This is a genomic window from Streptomyces sp. NPDC052012 (assembly GCF_040689265.1).
GTDB lineage: Bacteria > Actinomycetota > Actinomycetes > Streptomycetales > Streptomycetaceae > Streptomyces.
On record NZ_JBFAXA010000027.1, the window covers coordinates 44065 to 61001 of the forward strand.

The following is a 16937-nucleotide window of genomic DNA, read 5'->3' on the forward strand; positions in this document are numbered from 1 at the left end:
CGCCAATCGGCTCTGGCTCTCGGGCAGCACAACCCCCGGCGCGGGGTCCACTCCGACCGTTCCCCCACGGTGCAGTCACCCCGCGCCGGGCTTCCCTCTACCTCTGGAGGCAACGTGCACAAACTGATCGCCAGTCCGTTTCTGGGGCAGTACCTCGTCCTCCGGCCTGGCCACGCCAAGGGCATCGGCATCCCGGAGACTCGCTACGAGGAGCTGCGCGCAGCCGTCACCGATGGGCGGCCAGCTCCTCCCTGGCTGGGTGAGGCGACAGAGGCCGCCTGGAAGATGCCCCTGCCTTCCGGCAGCCTTGGGGATGCCGTCCTGGTTCGCGATCCCTCGCCGTACGGCTACGGGAAGGCGTCGTGGGAGATCAACCTCGGCTGTGACCACGACTGCGGTTTCTGCTACCTCGGGGAGAAGCGGTTCGAGGGCTTGCCGTGGGACGACAAGGTTCGTCTGCTCACGATGCTGCGGGACGCTGGCGTGCTGTGGCTGCAGATCACCGGGGGCGAGGCTCTCATCGACCGCGAGTTCGCAGCCGCTTATGAGTACGCGACCGGACTCGGCATGATGATCCAGATCTCCACAAACGGCAGCCAGCTCCACAAGCCGCGCATGCAGGAATTGTTCGCGCGGCTGCGGCCCTACCGGCTCACGGTGAGCCTCTACGGGGCGACCGGGGAGACCTATGACGCGGTTACGCGCAACCGCGGCGCCTTCGACCGGTTCACCCGGGGCCTCGACGCCTCCCGGGGAGCTGGCCTGCCCGTTCGGCTGAACATCGTCGTCGCCGAGGAGAACGCACACGAGGTCGACGACATGGTCCGCCTGGCCGAAGACCGCTGGGGGTTTCCGTACCAGGTCTTCACCAACATGTCCCCGACCATCAACGGAGAGGTGACTCCGCTCGTCTCGCAGGCCCAGAAGTACATCCGCCCGCGCCGCATCTTCACCGGGTGTAACGCCGGACACACGTTCTTCCACGTCGACCCGCACGGTATCGCCTCGATCTGCAAGATCGGCCGAGACCCGAGCGTGAACCTCATGACGGAGGGCCTAGACGCCCTATCCCGACTCAGCGGCATCGCTGAGTCCCTTCAGCTCCGCACCGGTGGATGCTCCGGCTGCACCAAGGTGGGCACCTGCAGGACCTGCCGGCCACTGGCCAAGCTCTACCAGGAGGCGGGGGACAACCGATCGCTCTACTGCCAACACGGAGGTTACGGAGCATGACGCACGCGAACGCAACCCTCACCCGGCCGGAACCGGTGCCGGTGACCATCGGCCTTCGCCCGCCGGCGGAGACCACCGGGGCCCTTCCGCTGCCGATCAACCCGCCCCAGGTCGCTGACGGCGAGTTCCTGATCATCACCGACCTGGACGCCGACGTCGCCGAATCCGCCGGCTGCAACTGCTCGGCCAGCGACGACAACCCCTACTAGTCCACAAACCCCCGCTCATCTGCTGCCCCGGCCGTACCCTGGCCGGGGCAGCCCGCCTCTCCACCCCCGAGGAACAGCGCCTTGTCCATGCCCCGCCGCAACTTCCACGAACTCCCCGCCGACGTACGTCAAGCAATCAGCGACAAGACCGGGCCCGTACACGCCGCCCGCACCGCTGAGGCAGGGCTGAATTCCGGCATCGCAGCGTTCATCGACACCGAGCACGGCACCCTGTTCGTGAAAGGCATCCCTGTCGATCACCCCCAGGCCCCGGCCCAGCGGCGTGAGGCCGCGATCAACCCATACCTTCCCTCCGCGTGCCCTCGCCTGTTCTGGCACATCGAAGTCGGCGGCTGGGACCTCCTGGGGTACGAGGTTCTCGAGGGCCGGCACGCCGACTATTCCCCCGGCTCCGCAGATCTACCACTGGTCATGGAAGCCATCAGGGACCTGCAGGATGTCGACGCGCCGAAAGGCATCGCCATCAAGGCGGCCGAACAGCGCTGGGCTGCCTACGCCCCCGACGGCACCGCCGCTCTCTTCACAGGGCCGACCCTTCTCCACACCGACCTCGCACCGCACAACGTGCTCGTCGACGATCAAGCGCACATCATCGACTGGGCGTGGCCGACCCGCGGCGCGGCCTGGATCGACCCCGCCGTGCTCATCCTCCGTCTCCTCGAAGCCGGGCACACCCACGCTTCAGCGGAGGCCGTAGCCAGCCAGATCCCCTCTTGGCGCAATGCTCCCGCAGACGCCGTACGAGCCTTCACCGCCGCGAACGCCGCCCTGTGGGCGGAGATCGCCCGCACGGACTCAGCGCCCTGGAAGTCAGACATGGCACGCCACGCCATCGCATTCGCCGACTACGTGCGGCAGATGTAACAGAACTGAGCCGTTGACGTTTGGGCTGTGAAGGGGGTTGCGCTTTACGTCAACCCCGCAGCCCTCCGGAGGAACGGTGACTACCGCGACTGCTCCCCTTTCACCCGAGACCGGCAGGTCACACCTGCAGGAGTCTCTGTTCTCCTGGCTTGCCCCGGAGAGCGCGCCGCCCACGGCCGAGACCAAGACCCTGGTGGAGTCGGGACCCCGAGGGGCCGCCTGTACCGCCCGCCGAGGAGAAGAAGCCGGACCTATCCCACGTGGCCACCGTGACAGAGGACATCCCGGAGATCGCGAAGATGGCCGACTACCGAGGCAGCTTCAAGGAAACTGAGGATCAGCGCATCGAAGCGCTCGAGGTCTACAAGGGGTGCCGCCGCCCCTACGACGAGGTCGCTGGCGAGGACTGCGCCGCGAAGCTCGACAACCGGCACCTCATCGGCGGAGACCAGAGCACCCGCGCCAAACAGAAGACCCCCGTTCCCCCGAAGAACGCCCGCGTCGTCCCCGGCGGCCGCAGCCGGATTCGGTGCCGAGTGGACCTCCTGCTCGCTGACCATCCACACCGGTGGTCTGCAGCCCGAGCGGGGCCTGTTCTGGTACCCGGCGCCTGGTACCAGCGACGATGACGACATCTGGGTGCATTACGGGTTCACCGGCACCGGCATGTGGATCTCTCCCGCAAAGAACCAGTGGGCCGTCCTGCTCACCAACAAGCTCTACTACACCCGCGACCGCCAGCCGCTGACGGACATCCGCAACAGCTTCCGCGAACTCGCCTTTACCTAACGGCGGCTCCACGTCGTGGACGGGAACTACTCGCCTCAGCTGTCCACCGTCCAAGAACGCCTGCATCCGGGGTCGGCGTCGGCTTGAGGGCCGCGGTGATGTCTTGGGTGGGGGAGGGGTGGTGGGCGTGCGTGGTCACGGCCTCGTCCGCTGCCCTGGGATGCGGTGGGGTGGTGGTTGCGCACTGGTCTGGTGCGCAATCGCGTCTGCGTATTCGCGTCTGTGACCATTGTGGTGCGCAGCGCGCGCACGGGCCTGCTGACGTGCTCGGTGGTGCGCGCCGGCCGGGGTGGTGCGTCGTTGTGCGCGGGTGCGGGGCGGCCTGTGTGGCTGGGGCGGGTGCGCAGTGCGGTGGTTGGTTGCGCGGTTTTCGGCCGGATGGTCTGCGTAGTGCTGTGACCTGCGGTGGTCGGGCTGATGGTCGGGGTCGTGGTGGTCCTGGTGGGGGTGGGGGAGGGGTGTGGTCGGGGGCGGGGTTTGCCGTTGAATCGTCTGTGGCAGCGGGTGCTTGCGGTTGCGGTGACGGTCACCGTGACGTCGTCGCACAGGGGGAAGAGTTGCGCAGGGCCAGCACACCGAGGACAGGTGTTGTTTGCGTCTGCGCAGTGATGCTCGTGATGGTTGTCGCGGGGTGCGGTTCCGGCGGCAGTAACAGCCGGGACGCCGACCATGGCGGCGCTGCTGCGTCGCCGTCTGCGCAGCCGACGAGTCGCGCATCGACGTCGGCGCCGGCGGACCCGGACGCGGCGGTGAAGGCGGCAGTGCTGGCCGCCTACGACGGCATGACGACGGAGCAGGCCAAGGCTTACCGGCAGGCGTCCGCGAAGGGAACGGCTCTGCGCAGGTACGCCACTTTGGACGCTCTGTCGAAGATCGAGGTGGCGGATGGGCGGGGCCTCTCGGCGTGTCTGAGGCCCCGACGCCTCAGATGCGTTGGAGATGAAGCAGTTGGGATGCTGGTGAGGGCAAGATCGCCCGTGAGGCGCATGTGAGGCTTCGTACGTGGGCGCTCGCATGGCATGGTCAGCGCTCTGCGCCGAAGCCGTGCTGCAGCGGCTCCGACTCGTGAGCGTCACCGCAGAGCGAGCACAGCCGGACGTCGGCCTTCTGGGCAGTGTCCAGGGCGAAGCTCCAGCTCCAGCACCGGGGCTCCCTCCGGTGTTCCCCCTGTCCTCTTCTGACGTGTGGCTTTGTCCACCAGAACGGATCAAAACGCTGACTCACTTTGGAGCGGTCGTGGCTGATGCCAAGGAGACGACGGACGAGCGCAGACTGCGCCGGCTGTGGCAGATGCGGAAGACCGGATCGGTCACGACTGCCTCTTCAGCCCACTCAGCGTGGCTACTGATGGCCCGAGGCCGGGATGCCGCGACACCTCTATCCGCGGCACTGAGTGCCGCCAACTGTCTCAGGTACCTGGGACAGTCAGGGGGGTTCAACTTTCGTGTAGCGCATCTGTTGGGGGCATGCCGGAGCTGCTGACAGAATTCGCGGTTGGAGACGAGATGGCCCCTCGTGCTCCGCGCAAATGGAGACGTATGCGCGGAGCACGAGGGGCCATCGGCATGTCCGGGGCCCACCAGCACTGTTTGACAGGGTCCGCTCGCCTCGACGCTGCGCCACAGACTGGCGAGGGAGCGGACCCCCGGAAACCGGGAAGGGCTCCATGACCCCAGCAAAGCGCATCTCCCCGTCCGTCAGCGACACCTGCGGGCGGAGGGGTGGGCGATGAGCGCCGAATCCATTGTGTTGATCGCGGGCCTGGTGACAGCTCTGGCCGCTGTGTTGGTCGCGAGCAAGCGCATCATGGAGGCAGTGGCCGACCTGATGCTGTCGGTCGTGCCCGTCATCACGGCCATCGGCAAGATCCGTGCAGCATGGCGGGAGTCGTTCACTTCGAACCCTCCCGCGTCCGCACCCGCTGCTCTCGAAGAGGGAGGTGCCGGATCCGGTGATAACGGGCGAGACGTGGGCTGAGATTCGTGCGCTCCATCAGGCGGGAACTTCGATCAAGCGGATCGCCCGGACCGTCGGTGTGGCACCGAACACCGTCCGGCGGGCCCTGCGTAGCGACGCGCCGCCGCGGTACGAGCGCGCGTCGGCCGGCTCCGTTGTCCTTCCCTTCATCCCGGATATCACCGGTTTGCTGCGTGAATATCCTGCGGTGTCGGTGCCGACGATTGCCGATGTGATCGACTGGCCGTACTCGCTGTCGTTGCTGCGTCGGCACGTGGCCAAGCTTCGTCCATCGGTGCCTGAGGTCGAACCGGAACCGCTTCGGGAGAGGCAACCGCCGGGGCGAGAGGTGCTGTGTGGGATCTGGCGACCGCCCGCGCTGCCGGTCGGGTTCGGCCAGCGGCTTCGCCTCCCCGTGCTGGTGATGGTCTTCCCGTACTCGCGGGCCGTTCACGCCGTGATGGTCCCAAGCCATGACTTCGCAGACCTGTGGCTGGGGCAGTGGACATTGCTGGCCGGCTGGGGCCGAATGCCCTGGAGTTTCGTGTGGGAGGAGAACGCACTCACGGCCTCCCACTGGCAGGTGCTCGAGCCGTATGAGCGTTGTCTCCAGTTCAGAGGACAGTCGTTCACGTCCGAAGCACGGATTCCCGAACTTCAGGACGCGCGTTGCGATCTTGAAGAGAAGTTCTTCGTCGGGCGGTCCTTCCAGTCACCCGACGACTTCAACGCTCAGCTGAGGTCCTGGTCCGTCAGCGGTGGGCACGCTGAAACCCGATACATGTGGGACAAGGAGCTGGAGGGGATGCTGCTGCCCGACCAGTACTTGGGATTCGTGAGTGCGCGGTCGGCTGCTCTGCACCCTAAGCCGATGGGGACTGGTGTACCTCTCGCCAGCGTCCTGGACCGCCCCGCTGTTGCTACAGCCAGAACCGTGCCTTCACCAAAGGGCATCGTGCCCTGCGGCGGCAATGGCTACCGGGTGGGCTCCTGGGGACACGGCCGAAGGCTCAAGGTCGAAACCACGCTCGACAGGATCGTCATCTCCAGCGGGGGCTACCAAAGAGGAGGCATCCACCAAGTGGAGTACGAGCGTGTGTGGGCCCGGAAGGTAACCGCAGAGGTACCGGTGCGGCACTTGAGAATCGTCGGGCAGCGGCACGAGGAGCTGACGGACCCTGACCGGCACTGTTCTATTCGAACGACTCCGCAAGGGCCGTCCCGCATCCTCGCCAAGATGGGCGCCCCAGCTGACGACATCATCAACGCGGAGATCATCCACGACGAACCCGCACCGTTAGGGGAACCCGGCAAATTTGCCGGGTTCCCCTCAACCACGGGCCTCGGTCCGTCCACCCAGGCCGACAGACGGGCCTCTTTCAACTCAAAGGTGTGGCGCGCCGCGGGGGCGGCACCGCTCGCAGCAGCTCCCACAACGGCCGCGAGCCCGACGCCCACACGCCGAGCGTCTGCCGGTCCACCACATGCAGCCGCTGCTGCCGGGCGAACACCACGGCCGGAGCGGTCACCCGCCCGTTCGTCACCAGCACCGCCACGTCCGCCCCGTGCACCTGCCGAGCGGTCCCGTTGAGCACCTGCAGGTCCGGCGTGCCCACTGCCGAGCCCCGGGCACCGTCGCGGCGGTGCTTGCACTGGATCACCCAGCGCCGCCCGAACGGGTCCGTGGCCGTCACGTCCGCACCCAGATCCCCGCGCCCGCCGACCCGAACGGCGTCCCCGCAGCCGTCCCGGCGCATCAGGTCCCGCACCGCGTCCTCGAACCTGGTGTGGTGCAGCGCGTCCAGCTGCGGCAGCCCATAGCGCAGACCCCGCGCCCGCACCGCCTCCCAACGCTTTTGCTGCTGCCTGTTGTAGAGCCAGCCGCCCCCCGCCAGCACGGCGAGCACTGCACCGACGACCAGCACCCACCAGTGCGCCAGCAGCCAGTTGACCACCATCACCACCAGGCTGACCACGGCCGCCGCCACCACAGCCACGGCGATCAACTGCACATCCCTCTGCTGCTGCCTCCTGCCGGGCCGCCTCGTGCGCCGCCGCGCCGGCGGCCGCCGCCGGGTCACCGATGCCCCTCCGGCGACGGAAAGCGGATCGGATACGACACCGTGGGCTGCGGCTTCGGCGCCCGCAGCGCCGGAACATCGTCGAACCTGATCGGGTACTGCACCGTCGACTGAGGCCGCGGAGTCGCACCCGAACCGCTTCCCGCCGAAGCGCTTCCGTTGCCTATCGCCACCACGGCTAACGCGAATAAGGCAAAGATCGTCATCTCTCGCCGTGCACCCGGAGCCCACCGCGAGTGTCCACGCACCGGTGTCCCATCAGAGCGAACGTACGGCCGCACCCAAGGCATACAAGCCTCCCCCTCGTAACAACTCCCCACGCAACCAGCCATGTTGGCAGGAGGCACTGACAACAGGTCAGCACAGCACCGCTCGCAGCGATCAAGGAAGGGTTGAACAGGCCAGGTCACAGCCAGCACGTCAGGACTGCGGGGGCTCCGCCCCCGCACCTCCGGCCCGCCTCCGCCATGCCCACCGCCTAACACGGGTGAGCACCTTCCCGGTGTTCTGCAGCGCGGACGGCGGTCCGCCAGGCGATACCCGGTCCGCGCTACAGGACGCCGGGCCAGCGGGGGTCTGGGGGCCAGCGAAGGCCCCCAGTGGCCACCGGGGTTACGCCTGGACTGGCCGAGTACCACTAACCGATGACTGCGTCAGCGCCGCTCCTGTCTCAGCCCCACTTCCCGGCCGCCGACCCGGCCCGCTTCCGGGCGGTAGATGACAGCAGGGTCGGCCGGGGACGGCCGCGAGTTGCTTCGGCAGGGGGCCCGACCGTTGCTCCCACCGTTGCGGGGTGTCGGTGTGAGGTCTCAGGAGATGCTTGACCGTTTGTGCTCTGGACATGGTTGACACGTTCGGCTGAACGTCCGTGATCTCGCGGCCCTCGGTGGGGTAGGGGTGCTTCCGTAAGTAGTCGTGGATGTACAGCAGTTGGCTGAGTACCGCTACCGGGCTGTCCGCGAGGTGCTCGGTGGGTCTCCGGTCGGTGAGGTCGCGGCCCGGTACGGCACCTCGCGCCAGACGTTGCACAGCTGGCGGCGGCGGTTCGAGCAGGAGGGCATGCCCGGTCTGGACCGCTCCCGGCGCCCGCGGAACAGCCCCACCCGCCTGTCGGCCGAGGTGGAAACCGAGATTTGCGAACTGCGCCGCCGGCATCCCCGGTGGGGTGCACGTCGGTTCTCCCACGAGCTGGCCGACCGCGGGCTCGGGTCCGCGCCGTCGCGGGCCACGGTCCACCGGGTGCTGTCCCGCAACGGCCTGGTCCGCGCCCAGGAACAGCAACATCCCCGCAAGTACCGCCGGTGGCAGCGCGAAGCGCCCATGCACCTGTGGCAGATGGACCTGGTCGGCGGGGTTCCGCTGGCCGACGGCCGGGAGTGCAAGATGGTCACCGGCATCGGCGACCACTCCCGGTTCGTCGTGATCGCCTCCGTCGTGGCCGTGCCCAGTGCCCGCGCGGTGTGCTCGGCCTTCACCGCCGCGATGCGCCGCTACGGGTGCCCTTCGAGGTCCTGACGGACAACGGCAAGCAGTTCACCGGCCGTCATACCCGTCCGCAGCCAGTGGAGGTGCTATTCGAGCGGATCTGCCGGGAGAACGGCATCACGCAGCGGCTGACCAAGCCCCGCTCGCCCACCACGACAGGCAAGATCGAGCGTTTCCATCGCACCCTGCGCGAGGAGTTCCTCGATCACGTGGTGCCGTTCGAGTCGCTGGCCGCGGCCCAGGAAGCGATCGACGGCTGGGTGCATGCCTATAACCACCAGCGCCCACATCAGGCCCTGCACATGGCCACCCCCGTCAGTCTCTTCCGGCCCCACGCCGTCGTCGGCCGCGATGACGAGCATCCTGAACAGGTAGTGGCACAGCGGGAGTTGTCCATCGAGGTTGTCGAGCCACCGGTCCTGCCGCCGCAGGGGACCGCGATCGAGTTCGCAGTGCGGGTGCCGTCCAGCGGTGAGATCACCCTGGTGACAGGCAGGCAGCGAGTCGGCATCCACCAGGCGCTGGCTGGCAGGACGCTGACCGTCTGGGCGAACCACCGCAGCGTCCACTTCCTCCTCGACGGGCACCTCATCACCACGGTCCCGTCCCGGCTGCGGCCGGAGGACATCGCCTACCTGGCTATGCGCTATGGCGCCCGCCCGGCTGGCCCTGAACCTGCAGCCGCCGCCCTGCCCAGAGCCCGCAGCGGAAAGGCCGTCCTCGCGGCCGGCGAACCGGTCGAGGTCGACCGCAAGGTCATGCGCGACGGGATCGTCTGTCTGGCCGGAGGGCGCTACCAGGTCGGATTCGCCCTCGCCGGCCGCACGATCACCCTCCGTCTCGACGGGCACCTCCTGCAGCAGCATTGTGTCGTCCTGTGAGCTTCGTCATATGCCCAACCAGGAAAGTTCCTGCTGCAGATCTGCGTGAGCGCCGCGGACCCGCCTCGAGGCACCAGGGCCTGTTTCCTCGGGCGCCATGCGGCTGGTCGTACGGTGACTGCGTGGGCAGGGACGGGGAGCCCCGGCTGCGGCTGGTCGTGGTCACGGACGACGAGCCGATGCGTTCGTACGGGGGTGCGAATCCGTCCGGGAAAGACGTGCTTGGCCGGTGACGCCATCAGTGACGGAGTCCTGGCGGTTTCGGAACTCGTGGCGAACGCGCACGAACACGCGTGCGGCCCCTATGAGGTGTACCTGCGCTCGGCCGCCGAGAGGTACATCTGCGAGATCCACGACGGGGATCCTCTCCTCCCCACGGACCTCTACCTCGCGGCCGCGCCCTCATGGGCAGCCGCCACGACGGGGGGAGCGAGCTCGCTGCTCACGGAGCGAGGTCGGGGCCTGCACATCGTGAACGAGTTGACTCAGGGGCAGTGGGGATTCCAGGTGACGGACCGCGGAACCAAGGCCGCCTGGGTCGTGCTGGCCGTGGCTTCGGGGCAGATGGTGACTCGCGGTACCCAAACGTGATGATCCTCGAACGGTCGCGGGGGGGGGGCCTGATGCCCAGGCGGGCGAAACTCAGCGCGTAGCAGCCGTAGAAATTGACCTTGAACGGCGAACCAGCCGGGCCGCCGTACCGGCCACTGGGACTCGACGCCACGCCGGACAGAGGGAGAGAGAAGAGCCGCTGCTGTTAGATGACATCCGCGTCCTTGAGGTGCGGCACGATCTCCGCGTACGCGTTCCACACCCACACATCAGGTGCCGGTCAGGCAGCCCCGATCCGCCTTCGGTATCGCGTTGATGGCTGCGAGGGCGTTTTGGGTGGGGGAGGGGTGGTGGGCGTGCGTGGTCACGGCCTCGTCCGCTGCCCTGGGATGCGGTGGGGTGGTGGTTGCGCACTGGTCTGGTGCGCAATCGAATCTGTGTATTCGCGTCTGTGACCATTGTGGTGCGTAGCGCGCGCACGGGCCTGCCGACGTGCTCGGTGGTGCGCGCCGGCCGGGGTGGTGCGTCGTTGTGCGCGGGCTGCTGGGCGGCCTGTGTGGCTGGGGCGGGTGCGCAGTGCGGTGGTTGGTTGCGCGGTTTTCGGCCGGATGGTCTGCGTAGTGCTGTGACCTGCGATGGTCGGGCTGATGGTCGGGCGCAAAGCGGCCATGGTGGGGGTGGGGGAGGGGCGTGGTCGGGCCCAGTGTTTGGCGTCGAATCGTCTGTGGCAGCGGGTGTGTGTGCGGTTACGGTGACGGTCACCGTGACGTCGTCGCACAGGGGGAAGAGTTGCGCAGGGCCAGCACACCGAGGACAGGCGCCGTTTGCGTCTGCGCAGTGATGCTCGTGATGGTTGTCGCGGGGTGCGGTTCCGGCGGCAGTAACAGCCGGGACGCCGACCATGGCGGCGCTGCTGCGTCGCCGTCTGCGCAGCCGACGAGTCGCGCATCGACGTCGGCGCCGGCGGACCCGGACGCGGCGGTGAAGGCGGCAGTGCTGGCCGCCTACGACGGCATGACGACGGAGCAGGCCAAGGCATACCGGCAGGCGTCCGCGAAAGGAACGGCCCTGCGCAAGTACGCCACTTTGGACGCTCTGTCGAAGATCGAGCTGGACCTGTACCGGATGAAGGAAGCCGGGACGGTCGTGCGCGGTGAGATAGGCCACGATGCGAAGGTCACCGACCTCGACATGGAAGCCGCGACACCGAAAGCGACCTTGTCGGACTGCGTTGACCTGTCCACGTATCAGACGTACGACGTGAAGGCGAAGAAGGTGATCCCGCTGCCGTCCGAGCAGCCGCTGCGCTACATCGCCACCGCCAAGGCAGAGCGCTGGGACGGCCGCTGGCTGGTGACCGACATCAACCCGCAAGGCGGCGGCTCATGCTGAGACGAGCAGCGGCGGCCGCGGCCGTCCTCGCAGGCATCCTCACCCCCGCCGCGCACGCCGCCGACTCCGGCACCGGCCTCTGCCGGGGCACGTCGCTGTACGTCCGGGTGTGCGCGAAGGACAGCACCTCGACCCCCGGCAGGAAGGGGCCTGACGGCAACGGGACAGCCAGTGCGGCGCGCCCTGGAGCCTCGGACGGACCGAAGTGCACCTACACCAAGCTCAACCCGCAGCCCCCGGACACGAACCTCGCCGTGCGGGAGGGCAGGAAGCAGGGCGGCAAAGGGGCGATCTACCGGGTCATGTGCCCGGCCACGGGCCGGATCGGCGTGGTGTGGATCCCCGACGGCGGGCAGGCGCCCGCTCAGCCCGCCATCGATCCGGAGGTTCTCGCCCAGCGCGCGGTGGATGCCATGAAGCTGACGGGCCCGGACATCGCCTCGCCGCGCGCGGATGGCCGGTACACCGTCGGGGTGCCAATGTGGCTGTGGGTCCGCCAGGGCCCGACCACCTACGGGCCCGCCACCGCGACGGCGACCGCGGGCGACGTCACGGTGACCGCGACCGCCAAGGTCACCTCGATCAGCTGGGACCTGGGGGACGGCACCACCCTCACCTGTACCGGACCCGGCACCCCCTACCGGGAGAGCACGGGCATCGCCGACTCCCCTGACTGCGGGCACCGCTACACCCAGGCCAGCAGCGGCCGGCCCGGCGAGCGGTATCCGCTGACCGCCACCTCGACCTGGACGATCACCTGGGAGGTCGCCGCAGGCGGCACCGACTCCGGCGAGTTCACCGAGACCCGCAGCAGCACCGTCGGCGTCCGCGTCGGCGAAGTCCAAGTCCTCAACTAACCCTTCCGCCTTGAGCAAAAGCAGCCTGTCTCGTGGGCCCTGGACAGCACGTCCCCGGCAGGCGGCTCGCCGGCCCTCGAGCCGCTTCAGCGTCATCGTCACCCTCAAGGTCAAGAGATCACCTGGCCGAAGGCCTGACGACCCCCTGACCGGCCCCGCTCATCTGCTTTCCCCGTGGCGGATGGGCGGGGCCTCGCTGTGTCTCCGAGGCACCGGCCCGTGTCAGAGCTCGGTCCATGGGCGGGGTTCGCCGCCGGTGAGGGGTGTCCACACGGTGTCGGTGGGGCCGCGTTGTTCGAGGTGTTCCAGGGTGACGGCGCCCATGGGTACCTCCGTGGCGAGGGCGGCCACGAGCGGATGCTGGGCGGTCATCGCTTGCAGGTCGCTGATCCGGTGGTGCAGGACGTGCGGGGAGGCTCCGGTCAGGACGAAGAGAATCCGCGGAAATACTGGATACCAGCGCAACCAGACCATCCCCGTGCCGGTCGGCTGCCGTGACCGCTGACGGCCGGCGAGCTGCGGCTCGTACGACCACAGCCGCGCGTACTCGATCAGCTTCGCCGCCAGCCGCTCGCTGCTCATGGTGGTCCGGTCGACCTCGACGAAGGCACGCAGCTTCCTGCGCTGATCGTCACCGGTGAGGGTGTAGTGCATCAACGCGTCCGCGATGATCTTCCCGCCGTCGCTGAGCGGATGGGAGACCTCGGGCGTCCAGTCCAGGTAGCCGTGCTCGTCACCACGGCGGCGGGCATCGGCGGCGAACGCCAGGTGGGTGCGGACCACGGTCAGCGTGTGCGGCGTCTTGAGGGAGGCGGCCGTCGCCGAAGTGATCGGATACGGCGGCCGGCCGCGCAGTGCGGGGAAGTCCCGGGTGAGGCGGGCGCCGTCGTCGGTGAGGTACCAGGCGCGCGAACGATGGGACGCCGGCAGCACCGTGTAGTCGACCAGGCCCTGCCGCCGCAACTTGTTCAGCGGCGCGGAGACGGTCTGCCGTACGGCGTCAGGACGGAGCAGGGCGTGTAGTTGGTGGGTGGTGGCCATCCGGTGCTGTGCGAGCGCAGCCAGCAGCTGATGCGGCAGCGGCTCCACTGGGCTAGGAGTACGTGCGGACGACGCGGACTCGGATGCGGTCACTGGTGTCCCCAGCCATATGGAGGTTGTGGCCTGTATACGGAGGTCTGAGACAGCGCGCACTGCGCTGCGGATGCGGCGCTCACGGCCAGCATCCCGGGTCGTGGAGCTCATTTCGGGCGTCGATGGGGGGAAGGCGGAGCTTGGTGCCATGCTCTTGCTTGCCTTGGGGCTGCCCAGCGGCAGGACTGCGCCGTATGGTCACTGCTGGGCGCTGGGCGGTGTGGCCGACGAGAGGGCCACCCTAGGTGCGAGAGGGCGATACTTCACCCGAAAGCTTTCCCCAAGGACGGCAGTACCCTGCCCAACGGCACGGTCACCGGCGCACCCTCTGAGGACCTGGTGGTCAGGGGACATGTTCCAAACTCCTCGGTCAGACCGTGTACTTGCTGACTGAGGTAACGCCCAGCCTCCGACCCGACCATCGACCATGAAGGTACGGCCGCGGTCACGAAGAGGCTTCGAAGTGCGTGGTCGGTGCCCTGGTCGGTTCGACTAACCGTGCAGACTGGACTAACGCGACTAATCCGACCTGCACCATGAAGGCTGCGAGTCCCAGGGACGTCCTCTGGGGACGACTGGCTCGTATCCGGGCTCAACGGCTGTGTGCCCACCTTCAGCTTCTGAGGCCGTTCGAGCCGGGCGTGCTAGGCGTGGTCTGGTGAGGCGTTCGGGCTTGAGGCTCGGCTTGGCGGCACCGGCCATTGCTGACGTTGGTTATGATGGGCGACGCCCTCCAAGCACCCAAACACTGAACTTCATGCTCGGCGGCCTCAACCGCTCCGTCGCCATCGTCCACAGCAGCGCACTCTGCCCCCGGGCTGCCTGACTGCAACACCTTCTGCCGGAGCGGTTTGTGCGGTACACCCACTGATGTGAGCGACACCGAAGAAAATGCCCCGGGCGTGCGCCCCGCACTCGTTCGCGGTCGCACCGCTGTCGATGCCTTCACCGCGAAGTGGCTCTCCCAGGGCAACGTCACGTGGGCGGAGGAGACCGCGACGGACCTTCTGCTCATGGCAGTCCACCCAGAGTTGTCCTACGTGTCCTTCAACCGGTATGAAGAAGCTCGGATGGGGGCGGACTGGCTATGGTGGTTCGTGGATTCGTCGTCGCACGAGGCGTTCGGCGTCCTCGTGCAAGCAAAGAATCTGAAGAAAAAGGGCCAGCGCTGGCACATCGACTACAACTACAAGAACGGCGACCAGCTCGGTTCCCTGTTGCGGGCCGCAGATCTGCTGCGCGTTCCTGCAGTGTATGCCTTGTATTGCGGTGACCCCGTCTATCGGCAGGAGCTGTGGTGCGATCAGGCTCATGACGGTGTGATGTGTACGCACCACCCGCGAGCGGGTGTCAGTGTTCTGCCAGCCATGCTGGCCGCCTACCTCAACGGGCTGTATCCGAATGACCTGGCTGCAGCTTCCCTACACGCCGCGGTTCCTCTCGAAGACCTGACGATGTGGGAGGAACAGCCTTGGTTCCATGCTGGAGTGGTGCGGGACGATGCCGTTCGGGACCTGTTGACGCGGCCTCAGCATGGAGCACGCCTTGTAGCCAGGCGACTGCTGAAAATCCTTACGGACTACCGAGCGCGCCAATACGCCACTGTCACGGACTACTCTCAGTCCCGCCTTGACCTGGATGACGCTGTGTTCACCGGCGGGATGCCAGACGACCGGGGCCACTACCCGCGCCCTCACTTCCCGCATGTTCTTCGGGGTATGCGCCGCTCACTGCCGCCCTACGTGCGTGAAACGTTGGAGACGCACCGCCCTCCCGAGGGACCGGAGTTCAGGGACCTGGCTGGCATGGCTGTGGCCCGCATCCCTTGACGCGGGCCGTCGCGATCACCAACCGCGAGAACACTGACCCATGAAAGTCCGGTAAGGAGGGAAAGCCCCCCTAGCGCGGCGCGTCCTCGAAGCGTGCTCCCGCTCGGGCAAGAGGCGACGGACATCTCGTAGACGTGCCACGAGGGCGAAGGGGGCTGGCGGCGGCATTCGTGGGCGGGGTGTGTCGGTTATGGCGTGGGCGGCGGCTCGGTGGGGTCGTCGACGCCGAGGAGGAGCACGTGGTGGCCGACGGTCTCCGGAATGCCGGCGGTGACCCTTTCGATGTCGAGGCGCAGGCGGATGCGTCCGGCGCCTTCGCCGTTGGCCGCGAGGTCGTGTTCCAGTTCGTCGTCGAGGCGGTCCATGGCGGCCTCGGCCGCGGCGTAGTCGGCCAGGCCGCGTGCGAGGAGCCGGCGAGTGGCGGTATCGCGGAGCTGATAACTGGGCATCGGTGGCCTTCCTTCTGCTGGCGGGGAGATCAGGTGGTGGGGTCGGCGAGCTTGCGTGCCGCGTTCACCGCACGCGACCAGACGTCGGGGCTGCCTCCGTGTTCGCGGGCGAGGGAGGCGGCAAGCCCTCGGACGTCACCGCGCTCGCGCAGGGCGGACAGGGCGATGGCCGCCCGCCGGTCGGCTTCGGAGCGTCGCGGCGCGGCCGCGGGGTGGTGTTTGAGGGCGTTGCGGACGGCGTACTCCCACGACCTCTGCGGGCCCCCGTACCGAACGCTGAGCTCTGCGGCAAGCCCCGGGTGGTAGCCGTCGCGGTCGATCGCCTCGGTGGCGTACCGCTCGGCGAGCTGCGTGGCGGTGAGCGGCTCCCTGCCGGCGTGGGCGCTCAGCTCGGCCGCGAGGACCTCCTCGAGGGCGGAGGGCCGGCCGACGGGCGCCTCGGGCTGCGGCCCGGGGCGGCGGCCGGCCTTGCCGAGCTTGTCCCCGGTGCGCTTGCGGTCGAAGTCCTGCAGGTCACCGACACGGAAGCCGGGGATCATGCGGCCGGTGGGGCCCTGGACCGGCTCGTCGACGGGCTCCGGGAAGTAGCCGGGGTTCGCCTGCCGGTACTTGCGGATCACCGAAGGCCCGCTGAACCTCAGCAGTTCGGCGGCCTTGTTGATCGAGACGACGTCCTCGGGGTCGAGCTCGTACAGCTCGGGGTCGGCCTTGAGGACCTTGCTCGCCTTCTCCTGCTGGAACCAGGTGTAGAAGTCGCGGAACTGCTGCTCGTCGTAGAAGTCGGTCCCGTCGATGCGCTCCTTCTCCGGGTGACGGTGCTCCTCGGGCTGCTCGAGGCGCAGCTTGTACCAGCGGGCCGCGGTGCCGGCGCTGGCGCCGGTGAACTCGCGGATCCAGTCGCGGTTGACCACGGCGCGGTCACCGATGACGCAGCGCTGCGGGTTCAGGGCCTTGGGCATTGCACGCTCCGGTTCCGGCCGCGACCCTATACTGAGGGCCTGCTCCTCTTGTTCTTCCGGCACTCACGTGCCGGGGGCGAGTCGAGTTGGTGAAGGTGGTCGGCGGGACGTACGGCCGGGGTTGCCGCCCTGGGTCGACACCCCCGAAAAGGGGGTGCCTTCCGCCGCCCACCGCTTTTGCCGCTTGTTTCGCGTAATCAATATGGCGCTCTTGTGGGGGGCTGTCAATCTCGCCGGCACCCAGAC

The 16937-nt window shown here is 68.1% G+C and carries 15 protein-coding genes and 2 pseudogenes; 13 read left to right on the top strand and 4 right to left on the bottom strand.

The genetic code is table 11. From position 1 onward, the window contains the following. Positions 1-114: 114 nt before the first annotated feature. The 7 genes and pseudogenes from AB0412_RS30680 to AB0412_RS30710 all read left to right on the top strand — a co-directional run. Positions 115-1233, top strand: coding sequence for a radical SAM protein (locus AB0412_RS30680; protein ID WP_366405850.1), 1119 nt, complete (start codon positions 115-117; stop codon positions 1231-1233). Beyond that, complete coding sequence (locus AB0412_RS30685) at positions 1230-1442, top strand: hypothetical protein (RefSeq protein ID WP_366405851.1); 213 nt, start codon at positions 1230-1232, stop codon at positions 1440-1442. Before AB0412_RS30680 ends, AB0412_RS30685 begins: the two co-directional genes overlap by 4 nt. 87 nt (positions 1443-1529) lie before the next feature. Beyond that, positions 1530-2327: an aminoglycoside phosphotransferase gene (locus AB0412_RS30690; protein ID WP_366405852.1), complete on the top strand. Its 798-nt coding sequence runs from the start codon at positions 1530-1532 to the stop codon at positions 2325-2327. Between the two features lie 260 nt (positions 2328-2587). Beyond that, the gene (locus AB0412_RS30695; protein ID WP_366405853.1) at positions 2588-2956 is read left to right on the top strand and encodes a hypothetical protein; all 369 of its coding nucleotides are present in this window, start codon (positions 2588-2590) and stop codon (positions 2954-2956) included. Further along, positions 2847-3116: pseudogene (locus AB0412_RS30700) on the top strand (serine hydrolase); the annotation flags it as partial. The gene AB0412_RS30695 and the pseudogene AB0412_RS30700, both read left to right, overlap by 110 nt. A 1728-nt stretch (positions 3117-4844) precedes the next feature. Further along, positions 4845-5093 (top strand): hypothetical protein, encoded by a 249-nt coding sequence (locus AB0412_RS30705; RefSeq protein ID WP_366405854.1) that lies wholly within the window; start codon positions 4845-4847, stop codon positions 5091-5093. Continuing rightward, positions 5068-5136: pseudogene (locus AB0412_RS30710) on the top strand (hypothetical protein); the annotation flags it as partial. The gene AB0412_RS30705 and the pseudogene AB0412_RS30710, both read left to right, overlap by 26 nt. Positions 5137-6451: 1315 nt before the next feature. Here AB0412_RS30710 and AB0412_RS30715 read toward each other — a convergent pair. Beyond that, complete coding sequence (locus AB0412_RS30715) at positions 6452-7153, bottom strand: restriction endonuclease (RefSeq protein WP_366405855.1); 702 nt, start codon at positions 7151-7153, stop codon at positions 6452-6454. A gap of 915 nt (positions 7154-8068) precedes the next feature. Between AB0412_RS30715 and AB0412_RS30720 the strand changes: the two genes are divergently transcribed. The 5 genes from AB0412_RS30720 (at position 8069) to AB0412_RS30740 (ending at position 12320) form a co-directional block, all read left to right on the top strand. Continuing rightward, positions 8069-8668: a helix-turn-helix domain-containing protein gene (locus AB0412_RS30720; protein ID WP_366405856.1), complete on the top strand. Its 600-nt coding sequence runs from the start codon at positions 8069-8071 to the stop codon at positions 8666-8668. Next, positions 8650-9519, top strand: coding sequence for an integrase core domain-containing protein (locus AB0412_RS30725; protein WP_366405857.1), 870 nt, complete (start codon positions 8650-8652; stop codon positions 9517-9519). The genes AB0412_RS30720 and AB0412_RS30725 overlap by 19 nt, the downstream gene beginning before the upstream one ends. Before the next feature lie 195 nt (positions 9520-9714). Further along, entirely contained in the window at positions 9715-10110 is a 396-nt protein-coding gene (locus AB0412_RS30730) for an ATP-binding protein (protein WP_366405858.1), read from the top strand. Between the two features lie 801 nt (positions 10111-10911). After that, entirely contained in the window at positions 10912-11463 is a 552-nt protein-coding gene (locus AB0412_RS30735) for a hypothetical protein (protein WP_366405894.1), read from the top strand. Beyond that, on the top strand, positions 11457-12320 hold the full coding sequence (locus tag AB0412_RS30740; protein ID WP_366405859.1) for an ATP/GTP-binding protein: 864 nt from the start codon (positions 11457-11459) through the stop codon (positions 12318-12320). Before AB0412_RS30735 ends, AB0412_RS30740 begins: the two co-directional genes overlap by 7 nt. Before the next feature lie 222 nt (positions 12321-12542). Here AB0412_RS30740 and AB0412_RS30745 read toward each other — a convergent pair whose 3' ends face one another. Beyond that, positions 12543-13409 (bottom strand): replication-relaxation family protein, encoded by an 867-nt coding sequence (locus AB0412_RS30745; RefSeq protein WP_366405860.1) that lies wholly within the window; start codon positions 13407-13409, stop codon positions 12543-12545. Positions 13410-14326: 917 nt separating this feature from the next. Here AB0412_RS30745 and AB0412_RS30750 point away from each other — a divergent pair. Then, a complete protein-coding gene (locus tag AB0412_RS30750; RefSeq protein WP_366405861.1) occupies positions 14327-15283 on the top strand; it encodes a DUF6615 family protein in 957 nt (318 codons plus the stop codon). Positions 15284-15471: 188 nt separating this feature from the next. Here the strand turns inward: AB0412_RS30750 and AB0412_RS30755 are convergent, their stop codons facing one another. Then, on the bottom strand, positions 15472-15732 hold the full coding sequence (locus AB0412_RS30755; protein WP_366405862.1) for a hypothetical protein: 261 nt from the start codon (positions 15730-15732) through the stop codon (positions 15472-15474). Positions 15733-15761: 29 nt separating this feature from the next. Beyond that, positions 15762-16691, bottom strand: coding sequence for a hypothetical protein (locus AB0412_RS30760; RefSeq protein WP_366405863.1), 930 nt, complete (start codon positions 16689-16691; stop codon positions 15762-15764). Positions 16692-16937 lie beyond the last annotated feature (246 nt).